Source organism: Pseudomonas sp. DrBHI1, assembly GCF_002205115.1.
Classification (GTDB): domain Bacteria; phylum Pseudomonadota; class Gammaproteobacteria; order Pseudomonadales; family Pseudomonadaceae; genus Aquipseudomonas; species Aquipseudomonas mosselii.
This window is the reverse complement of the sequence record NZ_NIBE01000045.1, coordinates 97,386-117,189: the sequence shown is the minus strand read 5'-3', so window position 1 is coordinate 117,189 and position 19,804 is coordinate 97,386. Positions and strand designations below refer to the sequence as shown.

General features: G+C 61.8%; 13 protein-coding genes and 4 pseudogenes. 4 read left to right on the top strand and 13 right to left on the bottom strand.

The features are described 5' to 3' along the window. Positions 1-64: 64 nt before the first annotated feature. A pseudogene (locus tag CC207_RS07670) lies at positions 65-650 on the bottom strand (IS3 family transposase); the annotation flags it as partial. Positions 651-750: 100 nt separating this feature from the next. Between CC207_RS07670 and CC207_RS07665 the strand changes: the two are divergent. From CC207_RS07665 to CC207_RS07655, 3 genes and pseudogenes are all read left to right on the top strand, one after another. Beyond that, complete coding sequence (locus CC207_RS07665; protein ID WP_158216134.1) at positions 751-1,071, top strand: transposase; 321 nt, start codon at positions 751-753, stop codon at positions 1,069-1,071. After that, positions 1,068-1,469, top strand: coding sequence for an IS66 family insertion sequence element accessory protein TnpB (gene tnpB, locus CC207_RS27435; protein WP_236179180.1), 402 nt, complete (start codon positions 1,068-1,070; stop codon positions 1,467-1,469). The genes CC207_RS07665 and tnpB overlap by 4 nt, the downstream gene beginning before the upstream one ends. Then, positions 1,466-3,036: pseudogene (locus tag CC207_RS07655) on the top strand (IS66 family transposase). The gene tnpB and the pseudogene CC207_RS07655 overlap by 4 nt, the downstream one beginning before the upstream one ends. Here the strand turns inward: CC207_RS07655 and CC207_RS07650 are convergent. The 12 genes and pseudogenes from CC207_RS07650 to mtnA all read right to left on the bottom strand — a co-directional run. Beyond that, a pseudogene (locus CC207_RS07650) lies at positions 3,034-3,620 on the bottom strand (transposase); the annotation flags it as partial. The pseudogenes CC207_RS07655 and CC207_RS07650 overlap by 3 nt on opposite strands. 144 nt (positions 3,621-3,764) lie before the next feature. Beyond that, positions 3,765-4,823 (bottom strand): LPS O-antigen chain length determinant protein WzzB, encoded by a 1,059-nt coding sequence (locus tag CC207_RS07645; RefSeq protein ID WP_088851820.1) that lies wholly within the window; start codon positions 4,821-4,823, stop codon positions 3,765-3,767. A gap of 189 nt (positions 4,824-5,012) precedes the next feature. Beyond that, positions 5,013-5,914, bottom strand: a pseudogene (locus CC207_RS07640) (IS3 family transposase). Positions 5,915-6,150: 236 nt separating this feature from the next. Further along, on the bottom strand, positions 6,151-6,414 hold the full coding sequence (locus tag CC207_RS07635) for a lipopolysaccharide assembly protein LapA domain-containing protein (RefSeq protein ID WP_084941757.1): 264 nt from the start codon (positions 6,412-6,414) through the stop codon (positions 6,151-6,153). 16 nt (positions 6,415-6,430) lie between these two features. Further along, entirely contained in the window at positions 6,431-6,727 is a 297-nt protein-coding gene (gene ihfB, locus CC207_RS07630; protein WP_028690821.1) for an integration host factor subunit beta, read from the bottom strand. A 322-nt stretch (positions 6,728-7,049) separates the two neighbouring features. Then, a complete protein-coding gene (gene rpsA / locus CC207_RS07625) occupies positions 7,050-8,726 on the bottom strand; it encodes a 30S ribosomal protein S1 (protein WP_028690822.1) in 1,677 nt (558 codons plus the stop codon). A 123-nt stretch (positions 8,727-8,849) separates the two neighbouring features. Next, positions 8,850-9,536 carry a (d)CMP kinase gene (gene cmk / locus CC207_RS07620; protein WP_028690823.1) on the bottom strand — a complete coding sequence of 229 codons (687 nt, stop codon included), beginning with the start codon at positions 9,534-9,536 and terminating at the stop codon, positions 8,850-8,852. After that, positions 9,533-11,740 (bottom strand): bifunctional prephenate dehydrogenase/3-phosphoshikimate 1-carboxyvinyltransferase, encoded by a 2,208-nt coding sequence (locus tag CC207_RS07615; protein WP_236179196.1) that lies wholly within the window; start codon positions 11,738-11,740, stop codon positions 9,533-9,535. Before CC207_RS07615 ends, cmk begins: the two co-directional genes overlap by 4 nt. Positions 11,741-11,951: 211 nt before the next feature. Further along, a complete protein-coding gene (pheA, locus tag CC207_RS07610; protein WP_028690825.1) occupies positions 11,952-13,046 on the bottom strand; it encodes a prephenate dehydratase in 1,095 nt (364 codons plus the stop codon). Next, positions 13,046-14,131: a 3-phosphoserine/phosphohydroxythreonine transaminase gene (gene serC, locus CC207_RS07605; RefSeq protein ID WP_028690826.1), complete on the bottom strand. Its 1,086-nt coding sequence runs from the start codon at positions 14,129-14,131 to the stop codon at positions 13,046-13,048. The genes pheA and serC overlap by 1 nt, the downstream gene beginning before the upstream one ends. Before the next feature lie 133 nt (positions 14,132-14,264). After that, the gene (gene gyrA / locus CC207_RS07600; RefSeq protein WP_062361520.1) at positions 14,265-17,027 is read right to left on the bottom strand and encodes a DNA gyrase subunit A; all 2,763 of its coding nucleotides are present in this window, start codon (positions 17,025-17,027) and stop codon (positions 14,265-14,267) included. 248 nt (positions 17,028-17,275) lie between these two features. Then, a complete protein-coding gene (gene mtnA, locus CC207_RS07595) occupies positions 17,276-18,352 on the bottom strand; it encodes an S-methyl-5-thioribose-1-phosphate isomerase (protein ID WP_028690828.1) in 1,077 nt (358 codons plus the stop codon). Between the two features lie 111 nt (positions 18,353-18,463). On the opposite strand from mtnA, the gene CC207_RS07590 reads away from it, so the two are divergent. Then, on the top strand, positions 18,464-19,789 hold the full coding sequence (locus CC207_RS07590) for a TRZ/ATZ family hydrolase (protein WP_088851818.1): 1,326 nt from the start codon (positions 18,464-18,466) through the stop codon (positions 19,787-19,789). Positions 19,790-19,804 lie beyond the last annotated feature (15 nt).

The window sequence follows — 19,804 nt, the reverse complement described above, 5'->3', positions numbered from 1 at the left end:
ACATCCTTTAAAACGCCCTCGAAGCCTCTGGACGCCTTTTCTCCATAGCCCCCATCTGTAGTGGTCAACTCATCCCGGACACGGTTTTGAGTTTTTCTTCTGCTTTCGCTGGAGCCAGTCCATCGTTGAACTGATGCAGCCGGATCCAGTTGTAGTGGCCCATCAGGTATTGGCCAATGTCTCATTGAGCTTGCTGCCCGGTCAGGTAGCCCGTGGTCGGTATCCACTCTGATTCCAAGCTGCGAAATATTCGCTCCATCGGTGCATTATCCCAACGGTTGCCTCGGCGGCTCATGCTCTGGCGCATGCGGTAGCACCACAGTCTCTGGCGGAACTGACGGCTGCCATATTGCGATCCCTGGTCAGAGTGGAACAGGCGCCCTTGAGGCTTTCCACGTTGTTCGTAGGCGACGTCCAGCGCTTTGACCACCAGGTCTCCATCCGGCTTTTCTGATAAGGCCCAGCCAACCACTCTGCGTGCATAGAGATCCAGGACAACTGCCAGATAGATGGTGCGATTTGCCCTGTACCCAGACGTAAGTGATGTCTCCACACCAGACCTGATTTGGCGCTTCGACATCAAACGCTCGGTTCAAGGTATTCGCTGTATCTGACCGCTCCACTGTGGCCTTTTTGTACGCATGTGATCCGTAAGCGTCCGGCGAACTCACCTTCCGAATTCCAGCTTCAAGGGCGATGGTGTCCGCGTATTTTGAAGGGGACGCGATCACCCTTATCGCCAGGATTTCCATGCGCCAACGAAGCTCTTATCCGAAACCGTTCAAAGCCCAGGTCGTTCAGGAATGCCTGCAACCTGGGGCGACCGTGTCCAGTGTCGCCATCAGCCACGGCATCAATGCCAATGTCATCCGCAAATGGCTACCGCTTTATCGAGACCAGCCCGCAACGGCTTCACCACCTGCATTCGTCCCAGTAAAAGCCGCGCCTAAACAGCCATCCGAAACGTCAGCGACCATTGAGTTATCCATGGCCGGACAAGTGATCACAGTTAAATGGCCAGTCTCGGATCCCGAAGGCTGCGCGCAATTTATCCGGGCTGTCGCTCGATGATCCGCATCGATGCAATCTGGCTGGCCACCGAGCCGACGGACATGCGCGCCGGCACCGAAACGGCATTGGCACGGGTGATCGCGGTGTTCGGTGCGGCGAAGCCGCACTGCGCTTATCTGTTTGCCAATCGCCGGCCTAACCGGATGAAAGTGCTGGTGCACGACGGCGTGGACGTCTGGCTTCCTGCGCGGCGACTGAACCAAGGCAAGTTCCACTGGCCCGGCATTCGCCATGGCGGCGAGGTCGAACTCGACAACGAACAACTCCACGCGTTGGTACTGGGTTGCCGTGGTAGCGCGTCGGTGCAGGCGGTGTGGTTACTGTGCTGTAAACGCCGGCCATTTGGCCGGTCTACTTGTCGTCGTTCTGCACCTGCTCTGGCACAGTCGGCGGCATGACTTTCTCGCCCAACCTCGACCAGATGCCCCCGGAACAGCTTCGTGCCTTGGCGGCACAGGCGCTGCAGTTGCAGTCCCAGATCTAGGCGATGGACAGGAAGACCCAGCACGATGAAACCCTCATCGAACAGTTCAAGTTCGAAATCGCCCTGCTCAAACGCCACAAGTTTGCCAAGCGGAGCGAGCAAATCAGCCCGGCGCAAGGCAGCTTGCTGGATGACCTGCTCGATACAGACCTTGAAGCGATCGAGGATGAGCTGAAACAGCTTCTTCCCGCTTCGTCACAGGACGAGCCACGGCAATCGCCCAAACGTGCGCCATTGCCGCCGCAGTTTCCGCGCACCGTGATTCGTCACGAGCCAGAAAGCACCCAGTGCGCCTGTGGCTGCCAACTTCAGCGCATCGGCGAATATGTCAGCGAAAAGCTGGATTACACGCCAGGCGTGTTCACGATCGAGCAACATGTGCACGGTAAATGGGCCTGCCGTCAGTGCGAAACTCTGACTCAGGCGCCGGTGCCGGCGCAGGTTATCGACAAAGGTATCCCGACCACAGGCTTGCTGGCCCACGTCATGGTGGCCAAGTTTGCCGATCACTTGCCGCTCTATCGGCAGGAGGAAATCTTCGGCCGCGCCGAGCTGGCAATTGCTCGCTCGACCTTGGCCCAGTGGGTGGGACAGACCGGCGTACGACTCCAGCCGCTAGTCGATGCTCTGCGAGAAGCGGTGCTGAAGCAGGGCGTGATTCACGCTGAAGAAACACCGGGTCAAACACTTACGCCAGGCGAGAAGAAAACCCATCGGGCCTACGTCTGGGCCTACAGCAGCACGCCGTTTTCGGCGCTCAAAGCCGTGGTATACGACTTCAGTCCAAGCCGTGCGAGCGAACATGCGCGCAATTTCCTGGGCGACTGGAACGGCAAGTTGGTCTGCGATGACCTAGCCGGGTACAAGGCCGGTTTTGAGCAGGGCATCACTGAAATCGGCTGCATGACCCAAGCCCGCCGCAAGTTTTTCGATCTGCATGTGGCGAACAAAAGCCAGTTGGCCGAACAGGCACTGCACTCGATTAGCGGCTTGTACGAGATCGAACGCCAGGCGCCGGACATGAGCAACGAAGATCGTTGGCGAATACGTCAGGAACTGGCGGTACCGATCAGCAAAACGCTGCATGAGTGGATGTTGGCCCTGTGCGACCTGGTGCCAAACGGATCAGCCACAGCCAAAGCCCTCGATTACAGCCTGAAACGCTGGGTAGCGCTGACGCGCTACCTGAATGATGGGGCTGTACCCATCGACATCAACCAAGTTGGAAACCAGATCCGGCCATGGCGCTTGGCCGCTCGAACTGGCTGCTTGCCGGGTCGCTGCGCAGTGGCAAGCGGGCAGCGGCGATCATGAGTCTGATCCAGTCGGCGCGCATGAATGGACATGATCCGCATGCCTATCTCAAAGATGTGCCAACGCAGCTGCCGACGCAGCGGGCCAGTGAGATCGGGCAACTGCTGCTGCATCAGTGGGTACTGACCCGACTTACGCAAGGTGAGTTGGCCGAACGCTTACTGTGATCCAGGCTGCTTGCTGATCAACGCCAGCTCACGCATCAGGCTGCGTACCTTGAATCGCCCGATTTGCTCACCCTCTTCTTGCATCATTGCCATGATGGTACGGCTGCCGGGCACACTTCGACCTCGCGTGAACAACTCATTCACTCGACTGCGCAACCGTAGTCGTTCAACGTCCGGAGTTCGCCTTCTGTGACGATGTGCGTAGTAACTTGAGCGAGTGACCTCGAACACTTCGCACAAACAATCAACGGGCTCATGATCGCTGAGCTGGCAGATCAGCGCGTACGCTCGAGATCTTCCGACATCAAGAGCGCGGTAGCCTTTTTTAGTATCGATTTCTCGCGTTCAAGGGGCGTGATCCGGGCTTCCAACTCTTGGACTTTTTGCTGCTCTGGCGTCAACGCTTTGCTGGCCGGCGTAACGCCGCCGCGCTCCTGCTGAAGCTGATTAACCCATCGGCGCAGGGCCGACTCGACCAAGCCGAGCGAACGGGCCGCTTCGGCATGGCTGTAGCCTTGATCGAGCACCAGACAGGCAGCTTCGCGCTTGAACTCAGGGGTAAAGGTACGACGTTGCTTGGCCATCGACACCTCTTTGTCGCGAGCATTCTCGCCTAAATGGGTGTCCGGTATCATTAGCCCACTACAATCTGAGGCGACCGGGCGAAAGGGCTACAGCTCAACCCTGAAGGACCGCCCCCTTACCAATACCACTCACGAATCAATTATTTACTCGCTCTTGCACCTAAAGCGATGCAAATTCCCTCTCAGATAAAAAAGCAGAGCCAGAACCACCCCCAAAACCGCCCCTAGCATCACCCCGAACACAACGATGAGCAGCTTTTTAGGCTTGATCGGAGCATCCGGCAACTCGACCCCCCCATCCTGGCGAAAGACCTGCAGATTCTCCGAAGCAACATTCAATTTACGTAGAAAATGAATTTGCCCCTCACGCTTCCGAAGCCCATCAATGAACGAATCATCCGAGACTCGATTCGCCAGGTTGTCGATCTCCGCCTCCAGAGCCCTGCTACCCCTCATATACAGCCGCGCCCCACCCTCATCGGCTGACAACCCACCATACAAACTATTAGAGACAATAGGCGGAGACTCAATATTTACCGCCCGCGCAACCTTCAACGCCTCTTTTAACTGAGCAATGCGGTCCTTGCGCTGCCTGGCCGAACTTTCCCTGGCCATCTCGACCTGCTGCTCAAGACTCTCAGCCAGCACAAGAGCATCCGAACGAGCATCCTCGATCACTTCAAGCTTTGTACGGGCTGCCGCCATCTCCACAAACGCCTGCGCCCACTCTACTGAGCGCCGAGCATCAGAAGACCGCACCACAACAGTCCAACGCCCAGACGCCTCCTTTCCATCCCCCTTAAGAGTGACAGCCTCTTTGAAAAGACGATAGAGTCCATCCTGCGATCCCGCGCGATCCCGACTTGACAGACTGGGAAGGTAATATTTCAAGAAAAAGTCTCTAGACAAGGATTCGGACTGAAGATTTCGAACATATACACCATAAACATCCTTGACCGAAAACAAACTTAAGCCACTTCCATTTCCTCTGCCGTAGTTTAATCGAGCGATATCAGTCTGCACGGGCGGCTGCACGATGACTTTAGACTCATATACAGGAGCAACCGTCCACGCGTATATAGCCGCCAGCCCCCCTCCCGCAAGGGTCGCGAGAAATATTGTGACTTTTCGCAACCACAGCCACTCAAGCAAGTCGAACAAGTCAGATTCACCACCACTCCGGCGCTCACGCTCATTGCGCATTTCTCTCTAATTCCTCGGTTCCATATAATCTTGAGCACAAGTCATATTCTTAACCATCCCCCAGCATAGTAGATGGCATTATGAAATGTCCCACCCTACGCATAAGACTAGCCATTCATGGAGCACTCAACCGAAATTTAGTTCCATCGAACCGATCAACGCGCCCAAGCCCAGCAAAGAGTGTAGTGGTCAACTCATCCCGGACACGGTTTTGAGTTTTTCTTCTGCTTTCGCTGGAGCCAGTCCATCGTTGAACTGATGCAGCCGGATCCAGTTGTAGTGGCCCATAAGGTATTGGCCAATGTCTCGTTGAGCTTGCTGCCCGGTCAGGTAGCCCGTGGTCGGTATCCACTCTGATTCCAAGCTGCGAAATATTCGCTCCATCGGTGCATTATCCCAACAGTTGCCTCGGCGGCTCATGCTCTGGCGCATGCGGCAGCGCCACAGTCTCTGGCGGAACTGACGGCTGCCATATTGCAATCCCTGGTCAGAGTGGAACAGGAGTCCTTGAGGCTTTCCACGTTGTTCGTAGGCAACGTCCAGCGCTTTGACCACCAGGTCTCCATCCGGCTTTTCTGATAAGGCCCAGCCAACCACTCTGCGTGCATAGAGATCCAGAACAACTGCCAGATAGTGCCATTTGCCCTGTGCCCAGACGTAAGTGAAGTCTCCACACCAGACCGGAGTTCGCCTTCTGTGACGATGTGCGTAGTAACTTGAGCGAGTGACTTCGAACACTTCGCACAAACAATCAAGGGGATCATGGTCGCTGAGCTGGCAGATCAGCGCGTACGCTCGAGATATTCCGACATCAAGAGCGCGGTAGCCTTTTTTAGTATCGATTTCTCGCGTTCAAGGTGCGTGACCCGGGCTTCCAACTCTTGGATTTTTTGCTGCTCTGGCGTCAACGCTTTGCTGGCCGGCGTAACGCCGCCGCGCTCCTGCTGAAGCTGATTAACCCATCGGCGCAAGGCCGACTCGACCAAGCCGAGCGAACGGGCCGCTTCGGCATGGCTGTAGCCTTGATCGAGCACCAGGTAGGCAGCTTCGCGCTTGAACTCAGGGGTAAAGGTACGGCGTTGCTTGGTCATCGGACACCTCTCTGTGGCGAGCATTCTCGCCCAAATGGGTGTCCGGGGTTAGTAGATCACTACAGGTGAAGCTGATGGCAAGAACCCGTAATACCGCTGGCGCCACCATGATGAGAAAGAGCAGGAAACTCCATAGCGCTGCACACTCTGACTGGCTGAGAATGAAACTGCCATTACCTCATCTCAGTCGACACATGCATAGGCGGACACTTCCGACGGCCGCGTCGGAATCTTCCTCAGTTAACACTCAAAGCCGCCTGCCGCGCCGATGCCCTCATCTTGCGCTTACCGCGCATCAGGCCATAGGCACCGAGCAGCGGCCCCACTGCCAGCCCAACGACCAGCGCAGCCAACACCGGCACCGCAACCGGCAACGCCGGCGCCGACCAACCGAACAGCACCAGAGAAACGCCCTGCTGATTTTCCAACACGAAGAACAACACCACAGCCGCCAGCAGCAGCACGAACAGCGCCGCCAGGGCGCGCTTGAGGTTACGCATCAGACTGCTCCTTCACTCAATGGGGCTCATGCTCTTCTTCATTAACCCGATCACGCAATTCCTTGCCGGGCTTGAAGTGCGGCACGTACTTGCCTTCGAGGCTGACCGACTGGCCGGTCTTGGGATTGCGCCCTACCCGCGGTGCGCGGTAGTGCAGGGAAAAGCTGCCAAAGCCACGGATCTCGATGCGATCCCCGGTCGCCAGGCACTGCGACATCTGCTCAAGCATGGTCTTGATGGCCAGCTCGACGTCCTTGGACGAGAGCAGCCCCTGATGGGTGACAATTCGTTCGATCAGCTCCGACTTCGTCATATTTTTCCCTTCGTTATCAAGCAGCTAGATCATTGCTTAATCAGTTTGTAGCACGCCCCGGCGGATTTGAACAGTGTGGTTCTTGACTAAACAAAAAAATTCAAGATAAGACGCAGCACGGGCAATCCTCACTCCGCACGACCCCAAGCGCACTGAGACGCGACTTTGCGGGCAAGCGGGAAAGCCTACCGCCCACGCATCACGCACACCCGCAGAAATAGCCACAAACCCTGTAGGAACAAACTGCTTTGAGCCAGCCAGGCAAATCACAGCCACAAAAAAAGGCGACCCAAGGGTCGCCTTTTTACCGATCAAACAGAACTCAGTTCTGCTTGGCCATTGCTTCGCGCAGCAGCGCAGCCATGGTGGTATCGGCAGCCGCTTCCGGAGCGTTTTTCAGGCTCTGGATGGCTTCGCGCTCTTCAGCGTCGTCCTTCGACTTGATGGACAGGCTGATAACGCGGGACTTGCGGTCGACGCTGATGATCTTGGCTTCGATCTCTTCGCCTTCCTTCAGCACGTTACGGGCGTCTTCAACGCGGTCACGGCTGATTTCGGAAGCCTTCAGAGTAGCTTCGATGTCGTCGGCCAGGGTCACGATAGCGCCCTTGGCGTCAACTTCCTTGACGATACCTTTAACGATAGCGCCCTTGTCGTTGACAGCAACGAAGTTGGAGAACGGATCGTCTTCCAGCTGCTTGATGCCCAGGGAGATGCGCTCGCGCTCTGGGTCAACCGACAGGATGACGGTTTCCAGCTCGTCGCCCTTCTTGAAGCGACGCACGGCTTCTTCGCCAGCTTCGTTCCAGGAGATGTCGGACAGGTGAACCAGACCGTCGATGCCGCCGTCCAGACCGATGAAGATACCGAAGTCGGTGATCGACTTGATGGTACCGGTGATCTTGTCACCCTTGTTGAACTGGCCGGAGAAGTCTTCCCATGGGTTCGATTTGCACTGCTTGATACCCAGGGAGATACGACGACGCTCTTCGTCGATGTCCAGAACCATGACTTCCACTTCGTCGCCAACCTGAACGACTTTCGACGGGTGGATGTTCTTGTTGGTCCAGTCCATTTCGGAGACGTGCACCAGGCCTTCAACGCCTTCTTCCAGCTCAGCGAAGCAGCCATAGTCGGTCAGGTTGGTGACGCGAGCCATGACGCGGGTGCTTTCTGGGTAGCGGGCTTTGATAGCAACCCATGGGTCTTCGCCCAGTTGCTTCAGACCCAGCGAAACGCGGTTGCGCTCGCGATCGTACTTCAGGACCTTGACGTCGATCTCGTCACCAACGTTGACGATTTCCGACGGGTGCTTGATACGCTTCCAGGCCATGTCGGTGATGTGCAGCAGACCATCGACGCCGCCCAGGTCAACGAACGCACCGTAGTCGGTGAGGTTCTTGACGATACCTTTGACCTGCTGGCCTTCCTGCAGCGATTCCAGCAGAGCTTCGCGCTCGGCGCTGTTTTCGGCTTCCAGGACGCTGCGACGGGAAACGACAACGTTGTTGCGCTTCTGGTCCAGCTTGATGACCTTGAATTCCAGCTCTTTGCCTTCGAGGTGGGTGGTGTCGCGCACTGGGCGGACATCAACCAGGGAGCCCGGCAGGAACGCACGGATGCCGTTAACGTCGACAGTGAAGCCGCCTTTAACCTTACCGTTGATAACGCCCTTGACCACTTCTTCGGCAGCGAAAGCAGCTTCCAGAACAATCCAGCACTCGGCGCGCTTGGCTTTTTCACGGGACAGCTTGGTTTCGCCAAAGCCGTCTTCGACCGCGTCCAGCGCAACGTGAACTTCGTCACCGACCTTGATGGTCAGCTCGCCAGCTTCGTTGATGAACTGCTCGAGCGGGATGACGCCCTCGGACTTCAGGCCAGCGTGAACGGTAACCCAGTCGCCGTCGATGTCGACAACGATACCGGTGATGATGGCACCCGGCTGAAGATTGAGGGTTTTCAGGCTTTCTTCAAAGAGTTCTGCAAAGCTTTCGCTCATTTTAATTCCTGTAGATTCGGGCGAAACAAACGCCCATAGCCACATTCCAGACAATGTGGGTTTCGTTAAGTAAAGAAGAACTGGCAGGACGTTGACTGGTGCCCCTGCCCGCTCTCCTCTCCATCAGGCCAGGTCGCGCAGGGCGAGCTCGCTTCTGATGCGTTGCAGCACCTGCTCGATGGACAACTCCGTGGAATCCAGCTGAATGGCATCGGCCGCCGGCTTGAGCGGGGCCACTGCGCGCTGGGTGTCACGCTCATCGCGCGCACGGATCTCATCTAGCAGACTTGACAGACTAACATCTTCACCCTTGCCCTTCAACTGCAGGTAGCGGCGACGGGCACGCTCCTCGGCGCTGGCGGTGAGGAAGACCTTGAGCGGCGCGTCAGGGAACACCACGGTGCCCATGTCGCGACCGTCGGCAATCAAACCCGGCGCCTCGCGGAAGGCGCGCTGGCGCTGCAGCAGCGCCTCGCGCACCGCCGGCAGCGAGGCGACCATCGATGCGCCGGCACCGACGGTCTCGGTACGGATGACATGACTGACATCCTCGCCCTCGAGAATGATCTGCTGCAATTTGCCCGGCTCGGCAGCGATGAACTGCACGTCCAGATGGGCGGCCAGGGCCTTGAGCAGCTCTTCGTTGGTCAGGTCGACGCCATGGTTGCTGGCATTGAACGCCAGCAGGCGGTACAGGGCGCCGGAATCGAGCAGGCGCCAGCCCAGCTCGCGGGCCAGCAGGCCCGCCACGGTACCCTTGCCCGAGCCGCTCGGCCCGTCGATGGTGATGACCGGTGCTTGCGAATTCACGACTTGCCCTCTTCGGCGACGCGGATTCCGACTTCCTTGCACAGCGCCAGGAAGTTGGGGAACGACGTGGCGACGTTGGCACAGTCATGGATCACGATCGGCGCGCTGGCGCGCAGCGAGGCGATGCTGAAGGCCATGGCGATGCGATGGTCACCGTGGCCGTGCACTTCGCCGCCGCCGATCGGGCCGCCGTCGATGATAATGCCGTCCGGCGTCGGCTCGCACTTCACGCCCAGGGCGATCAGGCCGTCGGCCATCACCTGGATGCGGTCCGACTCCTTGACCCGAAGCTCTTCGGCGCCACGCAGCACCGTGCGCCCTTCGGCGCAGGCAGCGGCGACGAACAGCACAGGGAACTCGTCGATGGCCAGCGGCACCAGGTGCTCGGGAATCTCGATACCCTTGAGCTTGGCGCCGCGCACGCGCAGGTCAGCCACCGGCTCGCCGCCGACTTCACGCTGGTTCTCAAGGGTGATGTCGCCACCCATCAGGCGCAGGATGTCGATCACGCCGGTGCGGGTCGGGTTGATACCGACGTGCTCCAGGACCAGCTCGGAACCTTCTGCGATGGAGGCCGCCACCAGAAAGAATGCCGAGGAGGAAATGTCCGCCGGCACTTCGATGCGGGTAGCGGTGAGCTTGCCACCAGACTGCAGGGAGGCCACCGGGCCGTTCGACTCGACCGCGTAGCCGAAGCCGCGCAGCATGCGCTCGGTGTGGTCACGGGTCGGCGCAGGCTCGGTGACGGTGGTGGTGCCCTCGGCGTACAGGCCGGCCAGCAGCAGGCAGGATTTGACCTGGGCGCTGGCCATCGGCAGCGTGTAGTTCAGCGCCTTGAGCTTATGACCACCGCGGATGGTCAGCGGCGGACGGCCTTCAGGGCCGGTCTCGACCACAGCGCCCATTTCGCGCAACGGATTGGCCACGCGGTTCATCGGGCGCTTGGACAGCGAGGCGTCGCCTGTCATGGTGGTGTCGAACGGCTGCGCCGCCAGCAGGCCGGACAACAGGCGCATCGAGGTACCGGAGTTGCCGACATACAGCGGGCCGGGTGGCGGCTTGAGGCCGTGCAGGCCGACGCCATGGATGGTCACGCGTCCGTGGTGCGGGCCTTCGATGACCACGCCCATGTCACGGAAGGCCTGCAAGGTGGCCAGGGCGTCCTCGCCCTCGAGGAAACCTTCCACCTCGGTGGTGCCTTCGGCCAGCGAGCCGAGCATGATCGAGCGGTGGGAAATCGACTTGTCGCCAGGTACGCGGATCCGTCCGGACACGCGGCCACCCGGTTGGGCCAGGAAAATCAGATCGTTGGCGTTCATAGCGTCCACATAGGCCCGGCGGGCCAGGATTTTACTGAAATGCTCGCGGGCAACCCGGGCGCGGGTGAACACACCCAGCAGTTGGTGCCCGTCCCCAGCATCGACCGCGTCGCGCAAGGCGTCGAGGTCGCTGCGAAATGTATCGAGAGTGCGCAGGACCGCCTCGCGGTTGGCGAGGAAGATGTCGTGCCACATGATCGGGTCGCTACCAGCGATTCTCGTGAAATCGCGAAAGCCCCCCGCAGCGTACCGGAAGATCTCCAGGTTTTCATTGCGCTTGGCCAGCGAATCGACCAGGCCGAAGGCCAGCAGGTGCGGCAGGTGGCTGGTGGCGGCCAGGACTTCGTCATGGCGCTCCACCGGCATGTGCTCGACATCGGCGTCCAGCGCGCGCCAGAGGCGGTCGACCAGGGCCAGCGCCTGCGGGTCGGTGTCCACCAGCGGCGTGAGGATCACCTTGTGGCGACGGAACAACGCGGCATTGGAGGCCTCAACGCCGCTTTGCTCGGAGCCGGCGATCGGGTGCCCGGGCACGAAGCGCGGCAAGCGCTCGGCGAACGCTTCGCGCGCTGCACGCACGACGTTGCCCTTGGCGCTGCCCACGTCGGTGATCACCGCGTCACCCAGGTCGAGCTGGGCCAGCCGGGCCAGGACTTTCTCCATGGCCAGGATCGGTACCGCCAGCTGGATGACATCGGCGCCGACACAAGCGACGGCCAGGTCCGCCTCGCAACGGTCGACCACGCCCAGCGCCACGGCCTGCTTGCGCGACTCGGCATCCAGGTCGACGCCGACCACCTCGCGGCACAGGCCGCTTTCACGCAAGCCCTTGGCGAAGGAGCCGCCGATCAGGCCGAGGCCGACCACGACCAAGCGGCCGACAATCGGTGCGGATTTGTTTGTTACAGCATCAACCACGAGTGCGAACCCTGTTCAGAAATCTAGGCAATCTGCGAGACCCACTGGGGCTGCGTTGCAGCCCATCGCGACGCAAGGCCGCTCCCACAGGACTCAGTACAGCTTCAAGGCCTGCACAATACCTGTGGGAGCGGCCTTGTGTCGCGATGGGGCGCGAAGCGGCCCCGGCAATCTCAAATCAAAGCACCGCCTTCGGATAGGAACCCAGCACCTTCAGCGCCACAGCCTCCTGGCTGATCTGCTCCAGCACCGCCTTGATCAGCGGATCGCGGTGATGGCCGACGAAGTCGATGAAGAACACGTAGGTCCACTTGCCGCTGCGCGACGGACGGGTCTCGATGCGCGTCAGGTCGATGCCGTTCTCGTGGAACGGCACCAGCAGCTCATGCAGCGCGCCCGGCTTGTTGCTCATGGAAACGATGATCGAGGTCTTGTCGTCGCCGGTCGGCGGTACTTCCTGGCTGCCGATCATGAGGAAGCGCGTGGAGTTGTCCGGGCGGTCCTCGATCTTCTCGGCCAGGCGGGTCAGCCCGTACAGGTTGGCCGCCATGTCGCCAGCGATCGCCGCCGAGTTCCACTCGCCCTTGACCCGCTTGGCCGCCTCGGCGTTGCTGGAGACAGCCACGCGCTCGACGTTCGGGTAATGGGCGTCCAGCCACTTGCGGCACTGAGCCAGCGACTGGGCATGGGAGTAGATGCGGGTGATGCTGTCGGTCTTGGTGTTCTCGCCCACCAGCAGGTGGTGGTGGATACGCAGCTCCACCTCGCCGCAGATCACCATGTCGTGCTCGAGGAAGCTGTCCAGCGTATGGCTGACCGCGCCTTCGGTGGAGTTTTCCACCGGCACCACGCCAAAGTTGACGGCACCGGCCGCCACTTCGCGGAATACCTCGTCGATGGCCGCCATCGGGCGACTGACCACGGCGTGACCGAAGTGCTTCATGGCGGCCGCCTGGGTGAAGGTGCCTTCCGGGCCGAGGTAGGCGACTTTTAGCGGCTCTTCCAGGGCCAGGCAGGAGGACATGATCTCGCGGAACAGCCGCGCCATCTCTTCGTTGTCCAGCGGCCCCTTGTTGCGCTCCATGACACGCTTGAGCACCGCGGCTTCACGCTCGGGGCGATAGAACACCGGCGCCTCGCCTTCGGCCAGCGACGCGGTCTTGACCTTGGCCACTTCCTGGGCGCAACGGGCGCGCTCGCTGATCAGCTCGAGGATCTTCTCGTCGAGGCTGTCGATGCGCACGCGCAGGGCCTTGAGTTCCTGGTCGGACATCAGCCGTGCTCCTTCTCGAATTCAGCCATGTACTGCACCAGCGCCTCGACGGCCTCCAGGCCCAAGGCGTTGTAGATCGAGGCGCGCATGCCACCCACCGAACGGTGCCCCTTGAGGTTCAGCAGGCCACGGGCGTCGGCGCCAGCCAGGAAGGCCTTGTCCAGGCGCTCGTCGGCCAGGCGGAACGGCACGTTCATCCACGAACGGGCGTTGTGGCTGATCGGATTGGTGTAGAACTCGCTGCCGTCGATGAAGCCGTACAGGCGGTCCTTCTTGGCGCGGTTGCGCTGCTCCATGGCCTCGACGCCACCCTGCTCCTTGAGCCACTCGAACACCAGGCCCGAGAGGTACCAGGAATAGGTGGCCGGGGTGTTGTACATCGAGCCGTTGTCGGCCGCGATCTTGTAGTCGAGCATGGTCGGGCAGCTGCTGCGGGCGTGGCCCAGCAGGTCTTCACGGACGATCACCACCACCAGGCCGCTGGGGCCGATGTTCTTCTGCGCGCCGGCGTAGATCAGGCCGAACTGCGACACGTCGGTCGGGCGCGAGAGGATGTCGGAGGACATGTCGACCACCAGCGGGACGTCGCCGGTCTCGGGCACCCAGTCGAACTGCAGGCCGCCGATGGTCTCGTTGGACGCATAGTGAACGTATGCCGCGTTCTTGGTCAGTTTCCACTCGTTCTGGCCTGGGATGGCCAGGTAGTCGTAGGGCTTGGCGCTGGCGGCGACGTTGACGTTGCCGAAACGACGCGCTTCCTCGATGGCCTTCTTCGACCAGATGCCGGTCTCGACGTAGTCGGCGGTGCCATTCTCCGGCAGCAGGTTCAGCGGAATCTCGGCGAACTGCTGGCTGGCGCCGCCCTGCAGGAACAGCACCTTGTAGTTGGAGGGGACGGACAGCAGGTCGCGCAGGTCCTGCTCGGCCTTTTCGGCAATGGCCACGTAGTCGTCGCTGCGATGGCTCATTTCCATTACCGACAGGCCCTTGCCGCGCCAGTCCAGCATCTCGGCCTGGGCACGCTGCAGGACAGCATCGGGAAGCGCGGCGGGGCCGGCGCAGAAGTTAAAGGCTCGTTTGCTCACATCCACTCTCGCTCTGCCAAATAGAACAAATCGTCACTCACAGACCCCGCCAACCCCTGCAGGAGCGAGCGTTGCCTGTTCCAATCAGTCAAACGGGGCGACCTTGGTCGCCCCGTTCGGGTTGTTGCTTCGGTTATTCCTGAGGTGCCTCTTCGGCGCCTGCGGTGTCCTCGCCCACTGCATCGAGCGGGGCGCCCTCCTCGTCCGTCTCGACCAGGTCGTCGAGTTCTTCCTCGGATGGCTCCTGGACACGCTCCAGGCCCACCAGTGTTTCGTCCGTGGCCAGCTTGATCAGCGTAACACCCTGGGTGTTACGGCTCAGGCTGGACACTTCGCCGACCCGCGTGCGCACCAGGGTACCCTGGTCGGAAATCAGCATGATCTCCTCGCCTTCCTGCACCTGGATGGCGCCGATCAGCAGGCCGTTGCGCCCCTTGGTGCCCATGGCGATCACGCCCTGGCCGCCACGACCGCGACGCGGGAACTTGGAAAGCGGGGTGCGCTTGCCGAAGCCACGCTCGGAGGCAGTGAGGATCTGCGCGCCGGACTCGGGGATCAGCATGGAGATGATCTGCTGGCCCTTGCCCAGTTTCATGCCGCGCACGCCACGGGCATTACGACCCATCTCGCGCACCACGCTCTCGGCGAAGCGGATCACCTTGCCGGCGTCGGAGAACATCATGACTTCCTTGGCGCCATCGGTAATGGCTGCGGCGATCAGGGTGTCGCCTTCCTTGAGCTTCAGGGCGATCAGGCCATTGGAGCGCGGACGGGCGAACTGCACCAGCGGGGTCTTCTTGACGGTACCGGAGGCGGTGGCCATGAAGATGTAGGCGCCGGTCGGTTCGGCGGCCCACTCTGGGGTGTCGCCGTCTTCCTCGTCGATCTCTTCGGCCTCAACCAGCTCGCCTTCAATCACGCTGTCATCGCTGTCTTCCAGCTCTTCCTCAGGGTCTGCGTGCTGCTGCAGCGCTTCCAGGTCGATCTGCAGCATGGCGGTAATGCGCTCACCCTCCTCCAGCGGCAGCAGGTTGACCAGCGGACGACCGCGGGCGGCGCGGGAGGCCTCGGGGATTTCGTAGGTCTTCTTCCAGTACACCTTGCCCTTGCTGGAGAACAGCAGCAGGGTGGCGTGGCTGTTGGCGACCAGCAGGTGCTCGATGTAGTCCTCGTCCTTGACGCCGGTGGCCGACTTGCCCTTGCCGCCGCGGCGCTGGGCCTGGTAGGCGGACAATGGCTGGGTCTTGGCGTAACCACCGTGGGAGATGGTCACCACGCGCTCTTCTTCCGGGATCATGTCACCGTAGTTGAGGTCGTGGCTGGCGTTGAGGATCTCGGTGCGGCGGGCATCGCCGTACTCGGCGCGGATCGCTTCGAGTTCTTCGCGGATCACTTCCATCAGGCGCTCGGCGCTGCTGAGGATGCGGATCAGCTCGCCGATCTGCTCGAGGATCTCCTGGTACTCGGCCAGCAGCTTCTCGTGCTCCAGGCCGGTCAGGCGGTGCAGGCGCAGCTCGAGGATGGCCTGGGCCTGCTCCGGCGACAGGTAGTACTTGCCTTCACGCAGACCGTACTGCTCCGGCAGGTCTTCCGGACGGCAGGACTCGGCGCCGGCGCGCTCGACCATGACCTGCACCGCGCTGGACTCCCAGGCGGTGCTGATCAGCGCTTCCTTGGCTTCGGACGGGGTCGGCGAGGCCTTGATCAGGGCGATGACCGGGTCGATGTTGGACAGCGCGACCGCCTGGCCTTCAAGGATGTGGCCACGCTCGCGGGCCTTGCGCAGCTCGAACACGGTGCGGCGGGTGACCACTTCGCGACGGTGGCGAACGAACGCCTCGAGCAGGTCCTTGAGGTTCAGCAGGCGCGGGCGACCGTCGATCAGGGCGACGATGTTGATGCCGAACACGCTCTGCAGCTGGGTCTGCTGGTAGAGGTTGTTGAGCACCACTTCCGGCACCTCGCCGCGACGCAGCTCGATGACGATGCGCATGCCATCCTTGTCGGACTCGTCGCGCAGCTCGGTGATGCCTTCGATCTTCTTCTCTTTGACCAGCTCGGCGATCTTCTCGATCAGACGCGCCTTGTTCAGCTGGTACGGCAGCTCGGTGACGACGATCTGCTGGCGACCACCGACCTTGTCGATGTCCTCGATCTCGGAACGGGCGCGCATATAGATGCGGCCACGGCCGGTGCGATAGGCCTCGATGATGCCCTGGCGGCCGTTGATCAGGCCGGCGGTAGGGAAGTCCGGACCCGGGATGAACTGCATCAGTTCATCGACCGTGATGTCGGAGTTGTCGATCAGCGCCAGGCAGCCATCGATCACTTCGCCGAGGTTGTGCGGCGGGATGTTGGTGGCCATGCCCACGGCGATACCGCTGGAACCGTTGACCAGCAGGTTGGGGATCTTGGTCGGCATGACCGCCGGGATCTGCTCGGTACCGTCGTAGTTGGGCACCCAGTCGACGGTTTCCTTGTGCAGGTCGGCCAGCAGCTCGTGGGCCAGCTTGGCCATGCGCACTTCGGTGTATCGCATGGCCGCGGCGTTGTCACCGTCCACCGAACCGAAGTTGCCCTGGCCATCGACCAGCAAGTAGCGCAGCGAGAAGGGCTGGGCCATGCGCACGATGGTGTCGTACACAGCGGTGTCGCCGTGCGGGTGGTACTTACCGATCACGTCACCGACCACACGGGCGGATTTCTTGTACGGCTTGTTCCAGTCGTTGCCCAGTTCGCTCATCGCATACAGAACGCGGCGATGCACGGGCTTCAAGCCGTCACGCGCATCGGGCAGCGCTCGCCCGACAATAACGCTCATCGCGTAGTCGAGGTAAGACTGTCTCAGTTCGTCTTCGATATTGACCGGGAGGATTTCTTTGGCCAGTTCGCCCATGAGAAGCCTGATTCCTTTTTCTGGTGAAACTTCGCCTGATCCCTCGAAGGACGAACGAAGCTCGCCGCCGCAGCGCATATGGGGTGCGACGACTTACGACAAATCAATGAGTTGTGACATGGATCTGCGCAATGAAGGCCGCCGCAAAGAGCGGCCTTGGAAACTGCCGGATGGTATCACAAACACGGGACGCATGGGAGATATGGCAGGTTGCCTTGAAGCGCCATCCAAACGGGTGAAAAAACACCTCAATGCAGGCGTTTGCGGCACATCAACTGGGCGATTTTCGCCGTATCCGGACGCTCGACCACCCCCCTCTCGGTGACGATCACGTCGATCAGGTCCGCCGGGGTGACATCCACCACCGGGTTGTAGGCCTCGACATCGGCCGTCACCTGGATGCCCGCGACTTCCAGCAACTCTTCTTCGCCACGGGTCTCCAGCGGGATGTCCTCGCCGGTGGCCAGGTTCAGGTCGACGCTGGTGCTCGGCGCCACCACCATGAAGCGCAGGCCGTGGTGCATGGCGGTCACCGCCATCTGGTAGGTGCCGATCTTCGCCGCCACGTCGCCATTGGCGGCGATACAGTCGGCACCAACCACCACCCAGGTGATGCCCTTGGTCTTCATCAGGTGCCCCATGGCCGCGTCGGCGACCACGGTCACCGGCACGCCATCGGCGGCCAGCTCCCAGGCGGTCAGGCGCGAGCCCTGCAACCAGGGTCGCGACTCGCAGGCATAGACCTGCTCAACCATGCCTTCCAGGGTGGCAGCGCGGATCACCCCCAAGGCGGTGCCGAAGCCGCCGGTGGCCAAGGCCCCGGCGTTGCCATGGGTGAGCAGAGCCTGTTCGCTGCCCTGGTGGCGACGAATCTGCTCGACGCCGAACTGGGCCATGGTCAGGTTGGCCTCGCGATCGCTTTCATGGATGGCCACCGCCTCGGCCTCCATCACCGCCAGCACATCCTCCCCTGAACGCAGGCGCTGCAGGCGTTCACGCATGCGGTTGAGCGCCCAGAACAGGTTGGCCGGGGTCGGGCGCGCCTCGCCCAGCAGCATGAAGTCCTCCTCGAGGGACTCCTCCCAGCCGTCACCCTCGGCCAATCGCTGGCGCAAAGCCAGCACCAGGCCATAGGCGGCGCAGATTCCGATCGCCGGGGCGCCGCGTACAGCCATGTCGCTGATTGCCTCGGCCACCTCGTACGCCTGCGTGCAGGCCAGCCAGCACTGCTCCAGCGGCAGCAGGCGCTGGTCGAGCAGGTGCAACACGCCGTCGCGCCATTCGATGCCCGTCACCGTCTCCGCCGCCATCAGTTGCTCGCGCATCGCCTCTCCCCGTCGCCCTGACATCAAAAGCCGGCGATTATAGCGACCCTCAGCCGCGGACGCTCGGGTATACTGCGCGTTTAGCCGAACCAACCCAGGTATATGCCGCGCATGCCCACCGCCACCCCTCTCCTCGACCTGCTGCTTGTGCCGGACTGGCTGGTCCCCGTGGAGCCGGCCGGCGTGGTGCTCGAAGGCCATGCACTGGGTGTGCTGGACGGCCAGATCGCCTGGCTCGGCCCCCGCGAACGGGCACCCCGGGCCCGGGAAGTGCGCGAACTGCCCGACTGCGTGCTGACGCCCGGGCTGGTCAACGCCCATGGTCACGCCGCCATGGCCCTGTTCCGTGGCCTGGCCGATGACCTGCCGCTGATGACCTGGCTGCAGGAGCATATCTGGCCGGCCGAGGGCCGCTGGGTGGACGAAAACTTCGTGCGTGACGGCACCGACCTTGCCATCGCCGAGCAGCTCAAGGGCGGCATCACCTGCTTTGCCGACATGTACTTCTTCCCCCGCGAAGCCTGCGACCGCGTGCACCAGAGCGGTATCCGCGCGCAGATCGCGGTGCCGCTGCTGGACTTCCCGATCCCCGGCGCGCGCACCCCGGACGAGGGCCTGCACCTGGCCATCGAGCTGTTCGGCGACCTGCGCCACCACCCGCGCATTACCGTCGCCCTTGGCCCGCACGCGCCGTACACGGTCAGCGATGCGAACCTTGAGAAGATCCGGGTAATCGCCGACCAGCTCGACGCACCGCTGCACATGCATATCCACGAGACCGCCGGCGAAGTCGAGCAGGCGCTCAAGGACAGCGGCGAGCGCCCACTGGCCCGCCTCGCCCGCCTGGGCCTGCTGGGGCCGAACCTGCAGGCGGTGCACATGACCCAGGTCAGCGACGAGGATCTGGCCCTGCTGGTAGAAAGCAACACCAGCGTGGTCCACTGCCCCGAGTCCAACCTCAAGCTGGCCAGCGGCTTCTGCCCGGTGGAGCGCCTGTGGCAGGCCGGAGTGAACGTGGCGGTGGGCACCGACGGCGCCGCCAGCAACAATGACCTCGACCTGCTCGGCGAAACCCGTACCGCCGCGCTGCTGGCCAAGGCCGTCGCCGGCTCGGCCACCGCCCTGGACGCCCATCGGGCGCTGCGCATGGCCACGCTCAACGGCGCCCGGGCGCTGGGCCTGGAGGCGACGACCGGCTCGCTCGAGGTAGGCAAGGCCGCCGACCTGGTCGCCTTCGACCTGTCGGGGCTGGCGCAGCAGCCGGTGCACGACCCGGTCTCGCAATTGATCTACGCCACCGGCCGCGATTGCGTGAAGGACGTCTGGGTCGCCGGCCACGCCCTGGTGCTGGACCGCCGCCTGACGCGGATGGACGAGCGGGCCCTGGCCGCCAATGCCCGCGCCTGGGGAGCCCGCATCGGCGGGCGCAACGAATAACCGGGCGCCAGCCAC